A 15931-nucleotide genomic window follows, 5' to 3' on the forward strand; every position below is an offset into this window, starting at 1 on the left:
TCAAGATCAGGCAGTGATCTTGACGACCTGGCCGGCGCCGACGGTCCGGCCACCCTCACGGATGGCGAACTTGAGGCCCTCCTCCATGGCGACGGGCTGGATCAGCTCGACGGACATGGCGGTGTTGTCGCCCGGCATGACCATCTCGGTGCCCTCGGGGAGGGTCACGACGCCGGTCACGTCCGTGGTACGGAAGTAGAACTGCGGACGGTAGTTGTTGAAGAACGGGGTGTGACGGCCACCCTCGTCCTTCGACAGGATGTAGGCCTGGGCCTCGAACTGGGTGTGCGGCGTGACCGAACCCGGCTTGATGATGACCTGGCCGCGCTCGACGTCCTCGCGCTTGATGCCACGGAGGAGCAGACCGACGTTCTCACCGGCCTGGCCCTCGTCGAGCAGCTTGCGGAACATCTCGATGCCGGTGACCGTGGTGGTGGTCTTCTCGGTCTTGATGCCGATGATGTCGACGGTCTCGTTGACCTTGAGGACACCACGCTCGATACGACCGGTGACGACGGTGCCACGACCGGTGATCGTGAAGACGTCCTCGATCGGCATCAGGAACGGCTTGTCGACGTCACGCTCGGGCTGCGGGATGGACTCGTCGACGGCGTGCATGAGGCCGAGAAGCTTCTCGCCCCACTCCTTGTCGCCCTCGAGCGCCTTGAGCGCCGAGACGCGGACGACCGGCAGGTCGTCGCCCGGGAACTCGTACTCGGAGAGGAGCTCACGGACCTCGAGCTCGACGAGCTCGAGGATCTCCTCGTCGTCCACCATGTCGGCCTTGTTCAGGGCGACGACGATGTACGGAACGCCGACCTGGCGAGCAAGGAGGACGTGCTCCTTGGTCTGCGGCATCGGGCCGTCGGTGGCGGCGACCACGAGGATGGCGCCGTCCATCTGCGCGGCACCCGTGATCATGTTCTTGATGTAGTCAGCGTGACCGGGGCAGTCGACGTGCGCGTAGTGACGCGACTCCGTCTGGTACTCGACGTGCGCGATCGAGATGGTGATACCGCGCTGGCGCTCCTCGGGAGCCTTGTCGATCTGGTCGAAGGCCGAGGCCTCGTTCAGGTCCGGGTACGCGTCGTGCAGCACCTTGGTAATGGCGGCCGTGAGGGTCGTCTTACCGTGGTCAATGTGACCGATGGTGCCGATGTTGACGTGCGGCTTAGTCCGCTCGAACTTCGCCTTCGCCACTGGGGTCCTCCTGGAGTGGTTCTGAACGCCTTGCTTCATCGGCGCCAGGTGATCTTTGCTGGGATGCCAGTAAACCGGGGCCCGATCCCTCGGGTTTCGGGGGGCTGAGCCCCGGCAACTGGTGTCAAGCCTAAAGCGTGAACTCGGGAGAGTTACTCGCCCTTGGCCTTCGCGATGATCTCCTCGGCGACGTTCCGCGGAACCTCGGCGTAGGAGTCGAACTGCATCGAGTAGCTTGCGCGACCCGAGGTCTTGCTGCGGAGGTCTCCGACGTAGCCGAACATCTCCGAGAGCGGCACGAGGCCCTTCACGACGCGGGCGCCGCTGCGCTCCTCCATGGCCTGGATCTGGCCACGGCGGGAGTTGATGTCACCGATGACCTCGCCCATGTAGTCCTCGGGCGTGACGACCTCAACGGCCATCATCGGCTCAAGGATGACGGGAGAAGCCTTGCGCGCGGCCTCCTTGAAGGCCTGCGAACCGGCGATCTTGAACGCGAGCTCGGAGGAGTCGACCTCGTGGTAGGCACCGTCGAGAAGGATGACGCGGACGCCAGTCATCTCGTAGCCGGCCAGGATGCCGAACTGCATGGCCTCCTGCGCACCCGCGTCGACCGAAGGGATGTACTCCTTCGGGATGCGGCCACCGGTGACCTTGTTCACGAACTCGTAGGAGGCGTCGCCACCCTCGATGGGCTCGATCGCGATCTGCACCTTGGCGAACTGACCGGTACCACCGGTCTGCTTCTTGTGGGTGAAGTCCACGCGCTCGACGGCCTTGCGGATCGTCTCGCGGTACGCGACCTGCGGCTTGCCGACGTTCGCCTCGACCTTGAACTCGCGACGCATACGGTCGACGAGGATGTCGAGGTGAAGCTCGCCCATACCACCGATGATGGTCTGGCCGGTCTCCTCGTCCGAGTGGACCTGGAAGGAGGGGTCCTCCTCCGCGAGACGCTGGATGGCGACACCCAGCTTCTCCTGGTCACCCTTGGACTTGGGCTCGATGGCGACCTGGATGACCGGCGCCGGGAAGTCCATGGACTCCAGGATGACCGGGTTCTTCTCGTCGCACAGCGTCTCACCGGTGGTGGTCTGCTTGAGGCCCATGACGGCGACGATGTCGCCGGCGCCCACCGAGTCGATCTCCTCACGCTTGTTCGCGTGCATGCGGTAGATCTTGCCGATGCGCTCCTTCTTGCCCTTGACGGAGTTCAGCACCGCGGTGCCGGCCTCCAGGCGACCGGAGTAGATCCGGACGAAGGTGAGCTTGCCGAGGTGCGGGTCGCTCGCGATCTTGAACGCGAGGGCCGACAGCGGCTCGTCGTCGGACGGCTTGCGCTTCACGACGACCTCGGCGTCCTTGACGTCGTGGCCCTCGATGGCCTCGACGTCCAGGGGCGACGGGAGGTAGCGGACGACAGCGTCGAGCAGGGGCTGAACGCCCTTGTTCTTGAACGCGGTGCCACAGAAGACGGGGGTGACCGTCTTCTCGCCGTTGCCCTTGCCGGACGCGATGGTGATACGACGGACAGCCGCGTACAGCTGCTCCTCGGTGGGCTCGACGCCCTCGAGGAAGAGCTCCATGAGCTCCTCGTCGTTCTCCGCGACGGTCTCGACGAGCTTGGCGCGGTACTCCTCGGCCTGCTCGAGCTTGTCCGCCGGGATGTCGACGACGTCGTACATCTCACCCTTGCTGGCCTCGGCGGACCAGACAAGCGCCTTCATGCGGACCAGGTCGATGACGCCCTGGAAGTCCATCTCGGCGCCGATCGGGAGCTGCATGACGATCGGGACGGCGCCGAGGCGGTCCACGATCATGTCGACGCAGCGGAGGAACTCGGCGCCCGTACGGTCGAGCTTGTTGACGAAGCAGATGCGCGGGACGCCGTAGCGGTCCGCCTGACGCCAGACAGTCTCGGACTGGGGCTCGACACCGGCCACACCGTCGAACACGGTGACAGCACCGTCGAGCACGCGCAGCGAACGCTCCACCTCGACGGTGAAGTCGACGTGACCCGGCGTGTCGATGATGTTGATCGTGTGATCGACATTCTCGAGCGGCCAGTGGCAGGTCGTCGCGGCAGACGTGATCGTGATGCCGCGCTCCTGCTCCTGCTCCATCCAGTCCATCGTGGCAGCGCCGTCGTGGACTTCACCGATCTTGTACGAGACACCGGTGTAGAACAGGATCCGCTCGGTGGTGGTCGTCTTGCCCGCGTCGATGTGGGCCATGATGCCGATGTTGCGCACCTTGGCCAGGTCAAGCGAAGTGGTAGCCATATCGGCTCAGTCTTCTCTCGGTCTCGATGTGGGTTGCGACTACCAGCGGTAGTGCGCGAAGGCCTTGTTGGACTCGGCCATCTTGTGCGTGTCCTCACGCTTCTTGACGGCAGCACCGAGGCCGTTGGAGGCGTCGAGGAGCTCGTTCATGAGGCGCTCGGTCATGGTCTTCTCGCGACGGGCGCGGGAGTAACCGACGAGCCAGCGGAGGGCGAGCGTGGACGCGCGGCCCGGCTTGACCTCGATCGGCACCTGGTAGGTGGCGCCACCGACACGGCGGGACTTGACCTCGAGGGCCGGCTTGACGTTCTCGAGAGCGCGCTTCAGCGTGATGACCGGGTCCTGGCCGGTCTTCTCACGAAGACCCTCCATGGCGCCGTACACGATGCGCTCGGCGGTGGAACGCTTGCCGTCCAGCAGGATCTTGTTGATCAGCGAGGTGACAAGAGGAGAGCTGTAGACCGGGTCGATGATGACCGGGCGCTTCGGGGCGGGGCCCTTACGAGGCATTCTTACTTCTCCTTCTTGGCGCCGTAGCGGCTGCGAGCCTGCTTACGGTTCTTGACGCCCTGCGTGTCGAGGGAACCGCGGATGATCTTGTAGCGAACACCCGGCAGGTCCTTCACACGGCCACCACGCACGAGCACGATGGAGTGCTCCTGCAGGTTGTGACCCTCACCCGGGATGTAGGCCGTGACCTCGATGCCCGAGGTCAGACGCACACGCGCGACCTTACGGAGGGCCGAGTTCGGCTTCTTCGGGGTGGTCGTGAACACACGCGTGCAGACGCCGCGACGCTGAGGGGAACCCTCGAGTGCGGGCGTCTTGTTCTTCTCGACCTTGTCCTGCCGGCCCTTACGGACCAGCTGCTGGATCGTAGGCACTACTTCTCCGGTTTCTGTGTGCCGTCTGTAAAACTAACCTGGAACATTCGCCGACCCACGCGGTCGGGTGTGTCGAATCTCGCGGACCTCCGCCAGGGGCGGAAAAAGCGCGGATCACGGTGGCCGGTATATGACTCGCCGTGCGGTTGAGGACACGCACGGGAGCCCAGGCACACCCCAGGCACAAGGCATGAGCGTACCTATCGCATGGACTCCGGTCAAAACAAATGCCCACGCGCGGGACCCCGACCGGGGCCGGGCCGAAGGAGACCGGTTCCACCAGGGCCGACGACCGGGAACGGTCCGCTCCCGGCGGGGCCCCGGACGGGAGCGGGGCGGCTCCGCCCGGGCCCGGGCGGGAACGGGCGGGGCCCGGCCGGGAACAGGCCTCCGCCCCGGGACCCCGGGCCGGGGCGGCCCGGAGCGCCGGTCCCGGAGGGCCTTCCCGCAGGGGCGGTCCAGACCGGGCGGTCCCGCAGGGGTCGTCCAGGCCCGGCGGTCCCGCAGGGGTCGTCCAGGCCCGGCGGTCCCGCAGGGGTCGTCCAGGCCCGGCAGTCCCGCAGGGGTCGTCCAGGCCCGGCGGCCCCGCAGGGGTCGTCCAGGCCCGGCGGCCCCGCAGGGGTCGTCCAGGCCCGGCGGCCCCGCAGGGGCGGTCCAGGCCGGGCGGCCCCGCAGGGGCGGTCCAGGCCGGGCGGTCCCGCAGGGGTCGCCCAGGCCCCTGCGGGGCCTCCCGGGCCGGGCCGGCCAAGCCGCCCCCGCCAGGTGGCGGCGGGTCAGTCGCGGGCCGTGCGGCGGGGCTCTGCGGACTCGCCGGTACCCGCCGCTTCGGCGTCGGGCTCCAGGAACTGGTTCACGACCTTGACGAAGACGCCCATGCGCTCGTCCGGCACGCCCAGCCAGCGGGCGAAGTCCTCCATCGACGGCTGCCAGTCGCTCGGCGGCAGCAGATCCGCCGCCATCGGGAGCTCCTCGGGGGTCACGCGCCCGGACCGGATGAGCATGTCGCGGACGGAGACGCCGAGCAGCGGGGCGATCCGGCGCATGGTCTCCAGGTCGGGCATGCTCTGCCGCTGCAGCAGGCGCGTGACGGCCGCGCGGTGGACCCCGGCCTCGTCCGCGATCCGGGACTTGCCGCCGCCGCGCGGGCTGTCGATGTCGTAGCCGCGCTGTCTCATCAGGCCTTCGACCCAGCCTGCGAACTCGTCGAGCCCTTGAGTGCTCATGTGTACCGCTCCTCTTTCCCCACCCTCCGGATCCCACACCTTAGCGTGCTTGCGCGCACGGAATTACGTGCTTTCGGGCACGCAACCGTGTCGAATCGGTGAAGGTGAGCCCACACCGCTCCCGAATCTTGTTGCGCGCTCGCACGCAACGTGTAAGTCTGGCTCGCCGCCGCACTCGTCGGCCCCCTGAGCCCCAGGCGCCCCACCGGCCCCGTGGCGGCCCGGGCGGGCCCCGGACCGTGGAGAACCCCTTGTTCCATCCCGACCCGTCCCCCTGGCAGGCCTCCGCCGCGTGCGCCGGCCTCTCCCCGTCCGTCGTCTTCGCCCGCCGCGCCAAGGAGGCGGCCCCGGCCCTGCGGGCCTGCGCCTCCTGCCCCGTGCGGGGCGAGTGCGAGACGGCGGTGGCCCCGGCCGAGAGCTACTTCGACGGCGTCTGCGCGGGCCGCCTCTGGCGCAACGGCCGCCCGGCGGACGCCCACCGCGTGGCGAAGGCCCTGGCGAAGACGGGAAGCGCCCACCGTGACTGACCGCACCGCCGCGTCCGACCCCGCCGTCGCGCTCGTCCTGCGGGACATCGCGCTCTGGACCGCCTCCCTCGTACGGCAGTTCCCCGAGCTCGCGGAGGAGCTCGCGCCCGGGCGGCGCGGTCCCGCCGGGACGGCGCCCGCGCCCTCCCCCGCCGGCCGTGACGAGCTGATCCGCGAGGAGCGCCGGGAGGCGCTGCTGCTCCAGCAGCGGCACGGGCTCTCCGTCCCCGGCCACGGGGCCGCCCCGATCCGGCTGCACGTCTCCGACGCCATCCGGGACATCACCGACGGCGTGGTGGAGCTGGAGGAGGCGGTGTGCGCCCGCCTCACGCTGCCCCGCCCGCCCCGCGCCGGCGTGATCGACCGGCTCCGGCGCCTCGTGGGACTGCTCGACCCGATCGCGGCCCACCCGGACCTGGCCCGGCACGTACGGGACGAGATCCGCCGGATGGCCCGGCGCTGCGCGCGGACGCTCGGCGACTCGGAGACGGTCGTGCGGGTCTCGGGCCGCTGCCCCTGGTGCGACTCGGTGTCGCTGCGGGCGTTCCCGGACCGGCGCGCGGTGCTGTGCGTGAACCCGGCCTGTGTCTGCACGGACGAGGTCTGCGGCTGCCAGGACGACCCGTCCTACCGGCACCTGTGGCCGGAGGAACGGTGGGAGGAGCTGTCGGAGGCGTCGGGGACCCGTACCGAGGAGATCGAGGCGGCGATGGACGACCCGAAGGAGACCTCGTGCTGAGCTCGCCCGCACTGCCCACCCTGGTCCCCGGCCCACTGGCCGCCGAGGAGGCGGGGGTGGCGCCCGCGACGATCCGCAAGTGGGTCCAGCTGGGCCATCTGCGGGCCGCGGGCCGGGCGGGCCGGGCGCAGCTCTTCCGCCTGGAGGACGTCTTCGCGGCGGAGCGACTGGCCCGCCGCCGACCCCGTACCGCCTGACTGCTGCCCCCCCGTTCTCGTACGACTCGTATGACGAAGCGCCCCGCGTCCTTCCCGGACGCGGGGCGCTTCGTCATGCCGCCAGGAAGCGGCGGAGCGAGTCGGCGAAGGCGGTGGCGAAGCGCTCGCGGGTGTCCTCGGGGACGCGGTCGAGGGAGAGGTACGGGTTGAGGTCCTCCAGCTCGACGAGGAGCAGCTCGCCGTCGGGGGCGCGACAGGCGTCGACGCGCTGGATGCCGTGGTCGAGGGTGTTCCAGTCGATGAAGCGGCGGGCGAGGGCGAGGTCCTCGGCGGTCGGTTCGTACGGCTCCAGGACCCAGCGGCGCTCGGGGTCGGGGGCGTACAGGGCGTACTGGAAGAGGTCGTCGACGAAGTAGAAGGAGACCTCGTACCGGAAGTCGACGCGCGGCTGGACGAGGACGTCGCCGTAGGCGAGGCCGGCGAGGTCCTCGTACGGGAGGAAGCGAAGCCCTATCGAGTCGGCGCCGGCCTTGGGCTTGACCGCGTACTGGGCGGCTTCGGGCAGGCGGTGGAGGTCCTCGGGCCGGTCGACGGTGGGGATGACGGGGAATCCGGCGGCGGTGAGGTCGAGGAGGTACTGCTTGCCGGCCATGTCGCCGCGGCCGTGGAGGGGGTTGTAGACGCGGGTGCCGCGGGCCAGGGCCTGCGCGCGGAAGGCCTCGTACTCCTGCTGGTAGCCGAGGACCGGGCCGCTGTTGCGGACGACGACGGCGTCGAAGCCGTCCATGAGGGCGGCGGCGTCGAGCGGGTGACAGAGCGCCAGGTCGAAGCTCTCGCGGAGCCGGGCGGTGAGGTGGACGTCCTCGTCGCCGTAGCGCCGGCCCCGGGCCGGGTAGGCGAGGTCGGTCACGTAGAGCAGGCGGTGGCGGGCGGACACGGGGGCGGCTCCTGGGTCGGGGCCGCTCAACCTACCGGGCACCCACCCGGGAACCGCACGCCCGGCCGCCCGGAGCGGCCACGGCCGCGCGGGGCGGACGGATGGGCCGAAGCCGCGCGGCTGGACGGGCGGGCGGCAGCCACGCGGGACGCGGCCCGGGCCGAAGCCGCGGGGCAGACCCGCCCGGGCGGAGGGCGCGGGCGTGGGGCGCGACCCGGGCGGATTCCGCCGCGGGGAGGCCGGGCCGAAGCCGCGCGGGACGGACGGCCGGGCCCTAGCCGCGGGGCAGACCCGCCCGGGCGGAGGGCGCGGGCGTGGGGCGCGGCCCGGGCGGAGGGCGCGGGCGTGGGGCGCGACCCGGGCGGATTCCGCCGCGGGGAGGCCGGGCCGAAGCCGCGCGGGACGGACGGCCGGGCCGAAGCCGCGCGGGACGGACGGCCGGGCCCTAGCCGCGGGGCAGACCGGCCCGGGCGGAGGGCGCGGGCGTGGGGCGCGGCCCGGGCGGATTCCGCCGCGGGGAGGCCGTGCCGCGCGGGGCGGACGGGCCCCGCCCGTGCGGGGCGCGGCCCGCGCCGCAGCCGCGGGGCGGACCGGCCCGGGCGTACGGCCCGGACACGGAGCCGGGCACGGGGCCCGGACACGGGGCCCGGACACGGAGCCGGGCACGGGGCCCGGACACCGGGGCGGGCACGGGGCCCGGACACCGGGGCGGGCACGGGGCCCGGACACGGGGCCCGGACACCGGGGCGGGCGTGGGGCCCGGGCCGGGTGGATTTCGCCGTGGGGAGGCCGTGCTGCGGCGGGACTCCCGGAGGGCCGTGCGGGGATCGGGTTCAGAACTAGTTGCGTGCGCGCACGCTCCCTGTCACAGTTGGTGCAGCGGCGGAGCTGTGCCCGCGAGACGGGCCGCAGCCTCCGCCGTACGCCGTCCGGGAGCGCTCCGCGCCCCCGCCCCTCCCCCGCGTCGAGCGCCCCGGACGGCCCCCGCACCGCCCGTCCCGCCTCCCCTTCTCCCGAGGAGAACCGTCATGACCACTCCCCCGAGTGCGTTCCCGGACGTCGAGAAGCTGGTCGTCGACGTCCTCAAGGCCGACCCGGCGATGGCCGGCATCACGGTCGCCGTCCAGGCGCCGGCCGGCTTCGACGGCACGCAGAACGCCGTCCTGGTGAACCGCCGCGGCGGCGCCTGGATCGGCGACCTGCACGTCGACAAGCCGCTGATCGAGTTCGAGGTGTACGGACCGACGAAGAACGCGGCCCACGTCCTCGCCAACGCCGCCCGGCGGGCCCTGCTCGCCACCATCGGCAAGCAGCTCGGCGCCAACTTCGTCAGCGACGTCGAGGAGCAGGACGGGCCGCGCTGGATGCCCGACTACCTCTACCGGGGCGCCAATCGCTACCTCTGCGTCATCCAGCTCTCGCTGAACGTCTTCTAGACACCCACGTCCTCAAGACCCAGCGACCCACAGACCAGGCCTCGCCGTTCGGCGGGGCCTTTGCCGTACCCGGACCCGACGTCCGGGCACCGGCAGCCCTCACAAAACAAGGAGAAACCCACCATGGCAGGAAACAACTCCGCCGAGATCCGCGTCGCAGGCATCGGCAAGCTCTACGTCGCCGACGCCGGCACCTCCCTCCCCGCCACCTTCGGCACGGACTCCGCCGCCGACTGGTCCGGCGCGGGCTGGAAGGACCTCGGCTTCACCTCCGGCGACGGCGTCACGTTCTCGAAGAAGGACAAGCTGGAGGCCATCGACTCGTGGCAGTCGGTCTCCCCGGTCCACTACATCTACTCGAGCCGTGACCTGTCGCTGAAGTTCTCGCTGCTCCAGTTCAACGAGGACACGCTGCCGTTCTTCATGGGCGGTGACGCGGTGAAGGCCGAGCCGACCCCGGCGGTCGACACCTACCGGTACGAGATCGCCGAGCGTCCGTTCTCGGACGTCCGCGCCCTCGGCCTGGAGTTCACCGACGTCAAGGCCGGTGGCACGACCGCGGTGAAGTACCGCTTCATCATCCCGCGCGGCCAGGTCACCGCGACCGACGACATCAAGCTGGCCCGCAAGGCGGCCTCCCAGCTGGGCGTCACCTTCACCGCCATGTCGAAGGGCGACGGCAAGCCGCTGGCGACCTTCCTCATGAAGGACAGCCAGTACTCCGCGACCGTCTGATCCTTCTCCACCCGGGGCGGGACGGCGCACCGCCGTCCCGCCCCACCCCCTCTCCTCCTCACTCACTCGAACAAGGAGTACGCATCACCATGGCCCGTTTCGACGTCAACGCCGCCCGCGCCCAGCGCCTGGAGGCCCACGGCCGCACCTGGTCCTTCGAGCTGGACGGCGAGGCCTACACGCTTCCCACCGAGCTCTCCCGCAAGACCGCGAAGGCGCTGCGGAAGCTCGACGACAACGACGTGGACGGCCTGCTCGCGCTCCTGATGGGTGAGGAGCAGTTCGCCCGCTTCGAGGAGCACGACCTCACGATGCAGGACATCGCCGCGATCCTGGAGGCCTACGGCAAGGAGACCGGGCTCGGCCTGGGGGAAGACTGAGCCTCGTCGAGTTCGTCGACGAACACGCCGAGGCCCTCGAAGCGGACCTGCTCCGCTACTACGCCACCGATCTCCTCGACTGGCACCGGGGCGAGCTCTCCAGCCGGCGTCTGATGGTGCTGATCAAGCACCTTCCGGCGGACGGCGCGGTGCAGCGCGAGCTCCACGGCGAGTCGGCGGAGTGGTCGCTCTCCGACCATCTCCTCGCCGCGGCCGTGGACCATCTGGCCGTCGCGAACTGGATGTTCCAGTGCGTCAACACCGGCGAGGACGACGAGGCACCCGATCCGCCGAAGCCCGTTCCGCGTCCGGGTGTCACGGACGAGGACGGCGAGGAGCGGGACGGGGAGTCGGCGGAGGTGAGTGCCGGACCGGCAGTCTCCCCGTCGGCCCTGGCCCGCTTCTTCGGCTAGCACTCCCCCCTTCGCCCCCGGTTCCCGCTCCCGTCAGGAAGCGGGCTCCGGGGGCGCTTCCTGTGCTCGCTCGGCGGCCAGTTCCTCCTCCAGGCTCCTGGCCCGTTCGGAGAGCCGGCGTCCGCGCCGCTCGGGGGTCCCCCCGGCCTGACCGGGTACGCCGCTGAGCGGAGGCACGATCGGGCGGCCGCCTTTGCCGCGGACGACCTTCCGCACCGGCTGGGGGTTTCTGCGGGGGCGGCTCTCCTGGGCGGTCACCCGCACCTCCGCCTCGGGCTCCGGTTCGGGCGCGGGTTCGGCGGCGTGCTCCGGCTCGGGTTCGTCCAGCGGAGCGGGCACGGGTACGGGCGCGGGCTCCGGCTCGTACTCCTCGTGCTCCTCGTACTCCACACGCTCCGGCTCGGGGCGCTGTTCGAACAGCTCGCGCTCCCGGCGGACGCGCTCCTCGGCCTTGACCACCGCGGCCGGGGGTTCCAGGAGCCGGGCGAAGGGCAGCTCGATCACGCGGGCGCCGTCCTGGTGGGCGGAGTCCGTGCGCCGCTGCGGGCGCCGTATTCCACGCGCGTCACCCTGGCCCTGCGCGTAGGCGTCGGCGACGCGCCGCTCGTACTCCCTGCGGATACGGGGGAGTTCGTCGGAGACGGCCTCGGCCCAGCCGGCGGTGAACGCGGCGGTCTCGCGACGGTCCACCTCGGCGCGGGGCAGCACGACGAGGTCCTCCGGGGCGTACCCGGCGACATGGACGAGTTCGGCGAGCCGGGCGAACAGGTGGGGCAGATCAGGATGGGATTCGAGCCAGTCGATGACCTGCTCGCGCCGGTTGGCGCCCGGCTCGGTGTCCATGCGTCAGCACTGCCTTCCAACCCCCTGGGGTCCCCACGCGCCCCTCGCGCCCCCCGGCTCCCCGAATAAGTCAGGTCCAGGGAACGCGCCTTCCAGGGTACCCGGTCGAACAGAAGCTCTGTTCTAGGCACAAGACCCATGGGGAACCCGCAGGAAGACACACCGTCAGGTGTTTCCCGCTCGACAAACATCGAACAGATGTTCCACACTCTGTTCGCACAGCAGTTCGAACACGTGGTGCCCCCGCTCCTGACTCCGCGGCGCCGCCACACACGCACGGGCAAGCAACCGGAAGGCAGGCGTCCATGACTCAGCAGGCCGAGGCATCGCGACCGCACATCCCGCTCCAGGACCGCCTCCGCCAGCTCCTCGACGGACCCGTCGCCCTCGACAAGAGAGCGCTGCTCGGCACGCTGTACGCCGAGGTCAGCCGCTACGAGACCCTCGCGTACACGGCGGGCTGGAACGACGCCCTCGCGACGGTGCGCCGCGGCTCCCGCCATGACGAGGGCGCCGTGTAGCCGCGCCGGCTGCCCCCACACGAACGAGCCCCTGCCGGAACCGGCGGGGGCTTTTCGGCGCTTGGCCGTCACCGGCCGGAAGCGGAGCAAACCATGGCAGACGAAAAAACGAACATGGAGATCTCCAAGGAGATCCAGGACCTGAGGACCTACCTCACGAAGTCGGACGGCACCCCGCTGGTCACGGAGCAGTACTTCCAGAAGCAGCTGCCCGAGAAGTGGACCGAACACTTCCAGTCGATGTACGACGAGCTCACCAAGGCGAAGAAGTCCGAGTTCCTGGAGGCCATGGGCCTGGACGGCTTCGGCGCCGCGCTCGAGAAGTACTACGAGAGCAGGAGCGGGGCCGACACCAAGTGGGGCTGGTACCTCGGGTCGGCCATCGTGGGCCTCATGATCCCCGCGATGGGCGTCATCCTCACCGCCTGGGTGGTCAAACTCCAGCGGGACATCCAGCAGCTGCCGGCCCGCATGATGGGCAACACCAACGGCCGGGTGCTGGCCACCTCCAACACCGGCCGCGGCATCCGCCTCCAGAACCGGACCGACGTCGAGAACCGGGAGGACGCCGCCGGCGGCAACCTGGCCGCGATCCCGCGGAACGCGAACTTCGCCCCCCTGCGCTACCAGCTCCAGCTGCTGAACCCGCACCTGGACACGTTCAACCAGCACGCCCCCTCGTTCCTCACCAACATCGACAAGCTGCCGAGCGCCCGCGCCATCACCAAGACCGCCGGCGCCGTCGACAAGATCAACGCGGCCGTCACGGCCTCCAACCCCACCAAGATGGGGCAACTCGCCGACGCCCTGGAGAAGTTCGACCCCGCGAAGACGCCGGACCACCGCGAGCTCGACAAGATCAACAAGACCGTCGGCAAGTCCAACCCCACCAAGATGACCGAGCTCGCCAAGGCGGTCGGCAAGCTCTCCGGCGCCCAGCGGCACTTCCAGCCGCGGAGCCTCCCCGACGCCACGACCCTGCGGACCACCGCCGGCGCCGCCAGCGCCCTCGCCGACGCGGGCAGGAACGTCGCCCAGGCGTTCAACGACCTCAAGCTGGCCGCTCACCGCGCCGCCCAGGAAATCGCCCCCACCACCTGATCCCCACCCCCTCGGAAGGAGGTAACCCATGTCTCTCTTCAGTGCCTCGAAGAAGGCCGCCGACACCCTGCGCACCCTCAAGACGCAGGCGTCCGGCGCCGCCGGCGACATCAAGAAGGTCGGGGACGCCGGCAACGGCGCGTCCGGCCAGCTGAAGAACCTCAAGGCGGGCGCCGACGGCGCCGGCGGTCAGCTCAAGAACCTCAAGACCGCCTCGGACAACGCCGAGAAGGCCATGGCGAAGGCCGGCAAGACCGGCGAGACCGCCGGGACCAAGCTCGGCAAGTACGAGTCCGGCGCGGGCAAGGCGTCCAAGGGTCAGGACAAGCTCAACAAGTCGATGAAGGGCAATCTCCTCGCCCGCCTCGTCGAGCTCTTCATGCCTCTCATCGAGAAGGTCGTCGAGATGGCGATGCAATCGAAGACGATGCAGAAGATCATCAAGAAGGCCTTCGACGCCATCAAGGTCGTGATCAGCGCCGTCATGAAGGCCATCGGCCCGATCATGAAGCAGGCCGGGCAGCTGATCAAGAAGGTCTGGGACGGCATCAAGAAGGCCGTCTCCGTCGTGGTCAAGGCCGTCGCCACCGTCATCAAGACCTACGTCAACATCTGGAAGACGGTCATCACGACCGTCATGAAGGCGATCAAGACGGTCATCGGCGCCGTCTGGAACGGCATCAAGGCCGTCATCACGCCGGTGGTGAACTGGATCAAGTCCGCGATCCCCAACGCCTTCACCGCCGTCAAGGACAAGATGTCCTCCATCTGGAACGGCCTCAAGGACATCGCGTCCCGGGCGTTCGAGGGCATCAAGAGCGGCGTGTCCGGCCCGGTCAACGCCGTGATCGGCCTGATCAACCGCATGATCAGGGCCGTCAACGGCGTCAAGGTCAGCGTCCCCGGCTGGGTGCCGATCGTCGGCGGCAAGACCTTCGGCGTCAACATCCCCACCATCCCCATGCTCGCCACGGGTGGTGTCGTCATGCCCCGCAGCGGCGGTGTCCCGGCGATCCTCGCCGAGGCGGGCGAGGCCGAGGCCGTCCTGCCGCTCTCCAAGCTGGACCGGCTGCTCGCCATGACGGCCCGGCGCGCCCGGATGACGGCGCAGCTCCAGGCGGGCAACGGTGGCGGCGGTGCCGGGCTGCACATCGAGCACTACCACGCGGCCCGCAACAGTGACCCGCAGTCCACGGCCGACGCGCTGATGTACCTGGCGAAGGCACGCGGATGAGTGCCGTCGCGGCCTTCCCGAACCCGTTCCGCCGGGCCCTGCCGGCGATGACCTCCCTCAGGCGGGGCCTCGGCCAGGCGAGCGACGGACTGAAGCGGCTCCGGCAGGACGCGCAGCGGGCGTCCGGCGGCCTGGACCGGTTCGCCACCGGGTTCCGTACGGCCGGCACCTCCGTACGCGCCGTCGGCAGGAACGCGTCCGGCGCCGTCGGCTCCGTACGCCGCATCCAGCGGTCCAGGGCGGCGAACGGATTCCGGCGCATCGGCGTCGCGGCGGGCAAGGCGGGGACCGTGGCCGGGCTCTTCGCCGGCCCCGCCGTCGGCATGCTGCTGGAGATGATCCTCCCGCTGCTGCCCTTCGTCGACACGCTCACGAAGCTGATGGACACCTACGGCACGGTGATGGAGATCGCCTCCGTGGCCATGACCGGCGTCAACCTCGCCATGCGCGGCAACCCGCTCGGCTTCCTCGCCGGCATCCTCGTCCCGGTCGCCGCGTGGCTCATCGAGTACGCGATGCAGACCGAGACCGGGCAGCGGATCATGAAGCAGGTCTTCCAGGCGGCCCTCAAGGGCTTCCAGGCGGTCTGGAAGTTCCTGCAGCCGGTCCTGAAGGCGATCGGCCAGGCGGTCTCGGTCTACTTCAAGGCCTACCTCACCCTCTTCACGACCGCTCTGAAGATCATCGGGGACGCCGTCAACGGCTTCTCCCACGTCCGCTCCTCCGTCACCTCCGCCACCAACGCCCTGTGCGGCATCGCTTCGAGCACCATCGGCGGCATCAAGGGCGCGATCCACCCGTTCCTGTCCTTCTTCACCGACAAGATCCCGGGCTTCTTCCGGCACGCCAAGGACGCCGTCGGCAAGGCCCTGCACGGCATGGGCGAGCTGATCAAGGGCGCCCTGACCGCCGTGCTCGGTGTCGTCAAGGGCCCGATCAACGGGCTCATCGCCTTCGCCAACTGGATCATCGACGGGCTCAACAAGCTGAGCTTCGACTTCCTCGGCAAACACTTCGGCGTCGACATCGACAAGATCCCGATGCTCGCCGAGGGCGGTGTCGTCTTCCCCGGTGCCGACAGCGCGCCGCGCATCGACCCGCTCACCGTCCTCGAACAGCGGCGCGTCCCGGCCCTCACCGAGGCTCCCCGGCAGCCCCACCGCATCACGGAGTTCCACGAGGATCCGGGCGCCGGCCCGCGGTCGACCGCCGAGGACCTGCTCTTCCTCCTCGCCGCCCACGGCTGAAGCCCCGCCCGCCCGCAGGCCCGACGGCGCCGCAGGCCCCGCCCGCCCGAAGGCCCGAAGGCACGGCAGGC

18 protein-coding genes are annotated in these 15931 nt (G+C 70.3%); 11 read left to right on the forward strand and 7 right to left on the reverse strand.

Annotated elements, in window-relative coordinates; all coding sequences use genetic code 11:
• Nucleotides 1–6: 6 nt before the first annotated feature.
• The 5 genes from tuf to ACF07V_RS02795 form a co-directional block, all read right to left on the reverse strand.
• On the reverse strand, nt 7–1200 hold the full coding sequence (tuf, locus tag ACF07V_RS02775; protein ID WP_116159348.1) for an elongation factor Tu: 1194 nt from the start codon (nt 1198–1200) through the stop codon (nt 7–9).
• A 152-nt stretch (nt 1201–1352) separates the two neighbouring features.
• Nucleotides 1353–3482 carry an elongation factor G gene (gene fusA / locus ACF07V_RS02780; RefSeq protein WP_369145961.1) on the reverse strand — a complete coding sequence of 710 codons (2130 nt, stop codon included), beginning with the start codon at nt 3480–3482 and terminating at the stop codon, nt 1353–1355.
• 39 nt (nt 3483–3521) lie between these two features.
• Entirely contained in the window at nt 3522–3992 is a 471-nt protein-coding gene (gene rpsG / locus ACF07V_RS02785) for a 30S ribosomal protein S7 (protein WP_015035567.1), read from the reverse strand.
• A 2-nt stretch (nt 3993–3994) separates the two neighbouring features.
• Complete coding sequence (gene rpsL / locus ACF07V_RS02790; RefSeq protein ID WP_003948652.1) at nt 3995–4366, reverse strand: 30S ribosomal protein S12; 372 nt, start codon at nt 4364–4366, stop codon at nt 3995–3997.
• Nucleotides 4367–5139: 773 nt separating this feature from the next.
• A complete protein-coding gene (locus ACF07V_RS02795) occupies nt 5140–5589 on the reverse strand; it encodes a helix-turn-helix domain-containing protein (RefSeq protein WP_392151063.1) in 450 nt (149 codons plus the stop codon).
• Between the two features lie 251 nt (nt 5590–5840).
• Here ACF07V_RS02795 and ACF07V_RS02800 point away from each other — a divergent pair, with 251 nt between their 5' ends.
• From ACF07V_RS02800 to ACF07V_RS02810, 3 genes are read left to right on the forward strand one after another with little or no spacing between them, the layout of a single operon-like run.
• Nucleotides 5841–6116: a WhiB family transcriptional regulator gene (locus ACF07V_RS02800; RefSeq protein ID WP_392151064.1), complete on the forward strand. Its 276-nt coding sequence runs from the start codon at nt 5841–5843 to the stop codon at nt 6114–6116.
• Nucleotides 6109–6855, forward strand: a complete 747-nt coding sequence (locus ACF07V_RS02805; protein ID WP_392151065.1) for a hypothetical protein — start codon at nt 6109–6111, stop codon at nt 6853–6855. The genes ACF07V_RS02800 and ACF07V_RS02805 overlap by 8 nt, the downstream gene beginning before the upstream one ends.
• Nucleotides 6849–7052 carry a hypothetical protein gene (locus ACF07V_RS02810; RefSeq protein ID WP_030687838.1) on the forward strand — a complete coding sequence of 68 codons (204 nt, stop codon included), beginning with the start codon at nt 6849–6851 and terminating at the stop codon, nt 7050–7052. Before ACF07V_RS02805 ends, ACF07V_RS02810 begins: the two co-directional genes overlap by 7 nt.
• Nucleotides 7053–7125: 73 nt before the next feature.
• Here ACF07V_RS02810 and ACF07V_RS02815 read toward each other — a convergent pair whose 3' ends face one another.
• Nucleotides 7126–7950: a hypothetical protein gene (locus ACF07V_RS02815; RefSeq protein ID WP_392151066.1), complete on the reverse strand. Its 825-nt coding sequence runs from the start codon at nt 7948–7950 to the stop codon at nt 7126–7128.
• Nucleotides 7951–8978: 1028 nt separating this feature from the next.
• On the opposite strand from ACF07V_RS02815, the gene ACF07V_RS02820 reads away from it, so the two are divergent.
• The 4 genes from ACF07V_RS02820 (at nt 8979) to ACF07V_RS02835 (ending at nt 10914) form a co-directional block, all read left to right on the forward strand.
• Nucleotides 8979–9386: a hypothetical protein gene (locus ACF07V_RS02820; protein ID WP_392151067.1), complete on the forward strand. Its 408-nt coding sequence runs from the start codon at nt 8979–8981 to the stop codon at nt 9384–9386.
• A gap of 123 nt (nt 9387–9509) precedes the next feature.
• Nucleotides 9510–10121: a phage tail protein gene (locus ACF07V_RS02825; protein WP_392151068.1), complete on the forward strand. Its 612-nt coding sequence runs from the start codon at nt 9510–9512 to the stop codon at nt 10119–10121.
• A gap of 89 nt (nt 10122–10210) precedes the next feature.
• Nucleotides 10211–10501 carry a hypothetical protein gene (locus ACF07V_RS02830; RefSeq protein ID WP_392151069.1) on the forward strand — a complete coding sequence of 97 codons (291 nt, stop codon included), beginning with the start codon at nt 10211–10213 and terminating at the stop codon, nt 10499–10501.
• Nucleotides 10502–10614: 113 nt separating this feature from the next.
• The gene (locus tag ACF07V_RS02835; RefSeq protein WP_392151070.1) at nt 10615–10914 is read left to right on the forward strand and encodes a hypothetical protein; all 300 of its coding nucleotides are present in this window, start codon (nt 10615–10617) and stop codon (nt 10912–10914) included.
• 33 nt (nt 10915–10947) lie between these two features.
• Here the strand turns inward: ACF07V_RS02835 and ACF07V_RS02840 are convergent, their stop codons facing one another.
• The gene (locus ACF07V_RS02840) at nt 10948–11757 is read right to left on the reverse strand and encodes a hypothetical protein (protein WP_392151071.1); all 810 of its coding nucleotides are present in this window, start codon (nt 11755–11757) and stop codon (nt 10948–10950) included.
• A 305-nt stretch (nt 11758–12062) separates the two neighbouring features.
• On the opposite strand from ACF07V_RS02840, the gene ACF07V_RS02845 reads away from it, so the two are divergent.
• The 4 genes from ACF07V_RS02845 (at nt 12063) to ACF07V_RS02860 (ending at nt 15860) form a co-directional block, all read left to right on the forward strand.
• Entirely contained in the window at nt 12063–12278 is a 216-nt protein-coding gene (locus tag ACF07V_RS02845; protein ID WP_392151072.1) for a hypothetical protein, read from the forward strand.
• Between the two features lie 93 nt (nt 12279–12371).
• Nucleotides 12372–13379 carry a hypothetical protein gene (locus tag ACF07V_RS02850; protein ID WP_392151073.1) on the forward strand — a complete coding sequence of 336 codons (1008 nt, stop codon included), beginning with the start codon at nt 12372–12374 and terminating at the stop codon, nt 13377–13379.
• Nucleotides 13380–13407: 28 nt separating this feature from the next.
• Nucleotides 13408–14613 carry a phage tail protein gene (locus ACF07V_RS02855; protein ID WP_392151074.1) on the forward strand — a complete coding sequence of 402 codons (1206 nt, stop codon included), beginning with the start codon at nt 13408–13410 and terminating at the stop codon, nt 14611–14613.
• Nucleotides 14610–15860: a tape-measure protein gene (locus ACF07V_RS02860; RefSeq protein WP_392151075.1), complete on the forward strand. Its 1251-nt coding sequence runs from the start codon at nt 14610–14612 to the stop codon at nt 15858–15860. The genes ACF07V_RS02855 and ACF07V_RS02860 overlap by 4 nt, the downstream gene beginning before the upstream one ends.
• The last annotated feature ends 71 nt before the right edge of the window (nt 15861–15931 follow it).

The organism is Streptomyces sp. NPDC015661 (assembly GCF_043077765.1).
In the GTDB taxonomy this organism is placed as follows: Bacteria; Actinomycetota; Actinomycetes; order Streptomycetales; family Streptomycetaceae; genus Streptomyces.

Coding starts and splice junctions, on each gene's coding strand:
- fusA (WP_369145961.1), bottom strand. CDS start 3,482: ATGGCTACCACTTCGCTTGACCTGGCCAAGGTGCGCAACATCGGCATC.
- rpsG (WP_015035567.1), bottom strand. CDS start 3,992: ATGCCTCGTAAGGGCCCCGCCCCGAAGCGCCCGGTCATCATCGACCCG.
- ACF07V_RS02795 (WP_392151063.1), bottom strand. CDS start 5,589: ATGAGCACTCAAGGGCTCGACGAGTTCGCAGGCTGGGTCGAAGGCCTG.
- ACF07V_RS02820 (WP_392151067.1), top strand. CDS start 8,979: ATGACCACTCCCCCGAGTGCGTTCCCGGACGTCGAGAAGCTGGTCGTC.
- ACF07V_RS02825 (WP_392151068.1), top strand. CDS start 9,510: ATGGCAGGAAACAACTCCGCCGAGATCCGCGTCGCAGGCATCGGCAAG.
- ACF07V_RS02830 (WP_392151069.1), top strand. CDS start 10,211: ATGGCCCGTTTCGACGTCAACGCCGCCCGCGCCCAGCGCCTGGAGGCC.
- ACF07V_RS02835 (WP_392151070.1), top strand. CDS start 10,615: ATGGTGCTGATCAAGCACCTTCCGGCGGACGGCGCGGTGCAGCGCGAG.
- ACF07V_RS02840 (WP_392151071.1), bottom strand. CDS start 11,757: ATGGACACCGAGCCGGGCGCCAACCGGCGCGAGCAGGTCATCGACTGG.
- ACF07V_RS02845 (WP_392151072.1), top strand. CDS start 12,063: ATGACTCAGCAGGCCGAGGCATCGCGACCGCACATCCCGCTCCAGGAC.
- ACF07V_RS02850 (WP_392151073.1), top strand. CDS start 12,372: ATGGCAGACGAAAAAACGAACATGGAGATCTCCAAGGAGATCCAGGAC.
- ACF07V_RS02855 (WP_392151074.1), top strand. CDS start 13,408: ATGTCTCTCTTCAGTGCCTCGAAGAAGGCCGCCGACACCCTGCGCACC.
- ACF07V_RS02860 (WP_392151075.1), top strand. CDS start 14,610: ATGAGTGCCGTCGCGGCCTTCCCGAACCCGTTCCGCCGGGCCCTGCCG.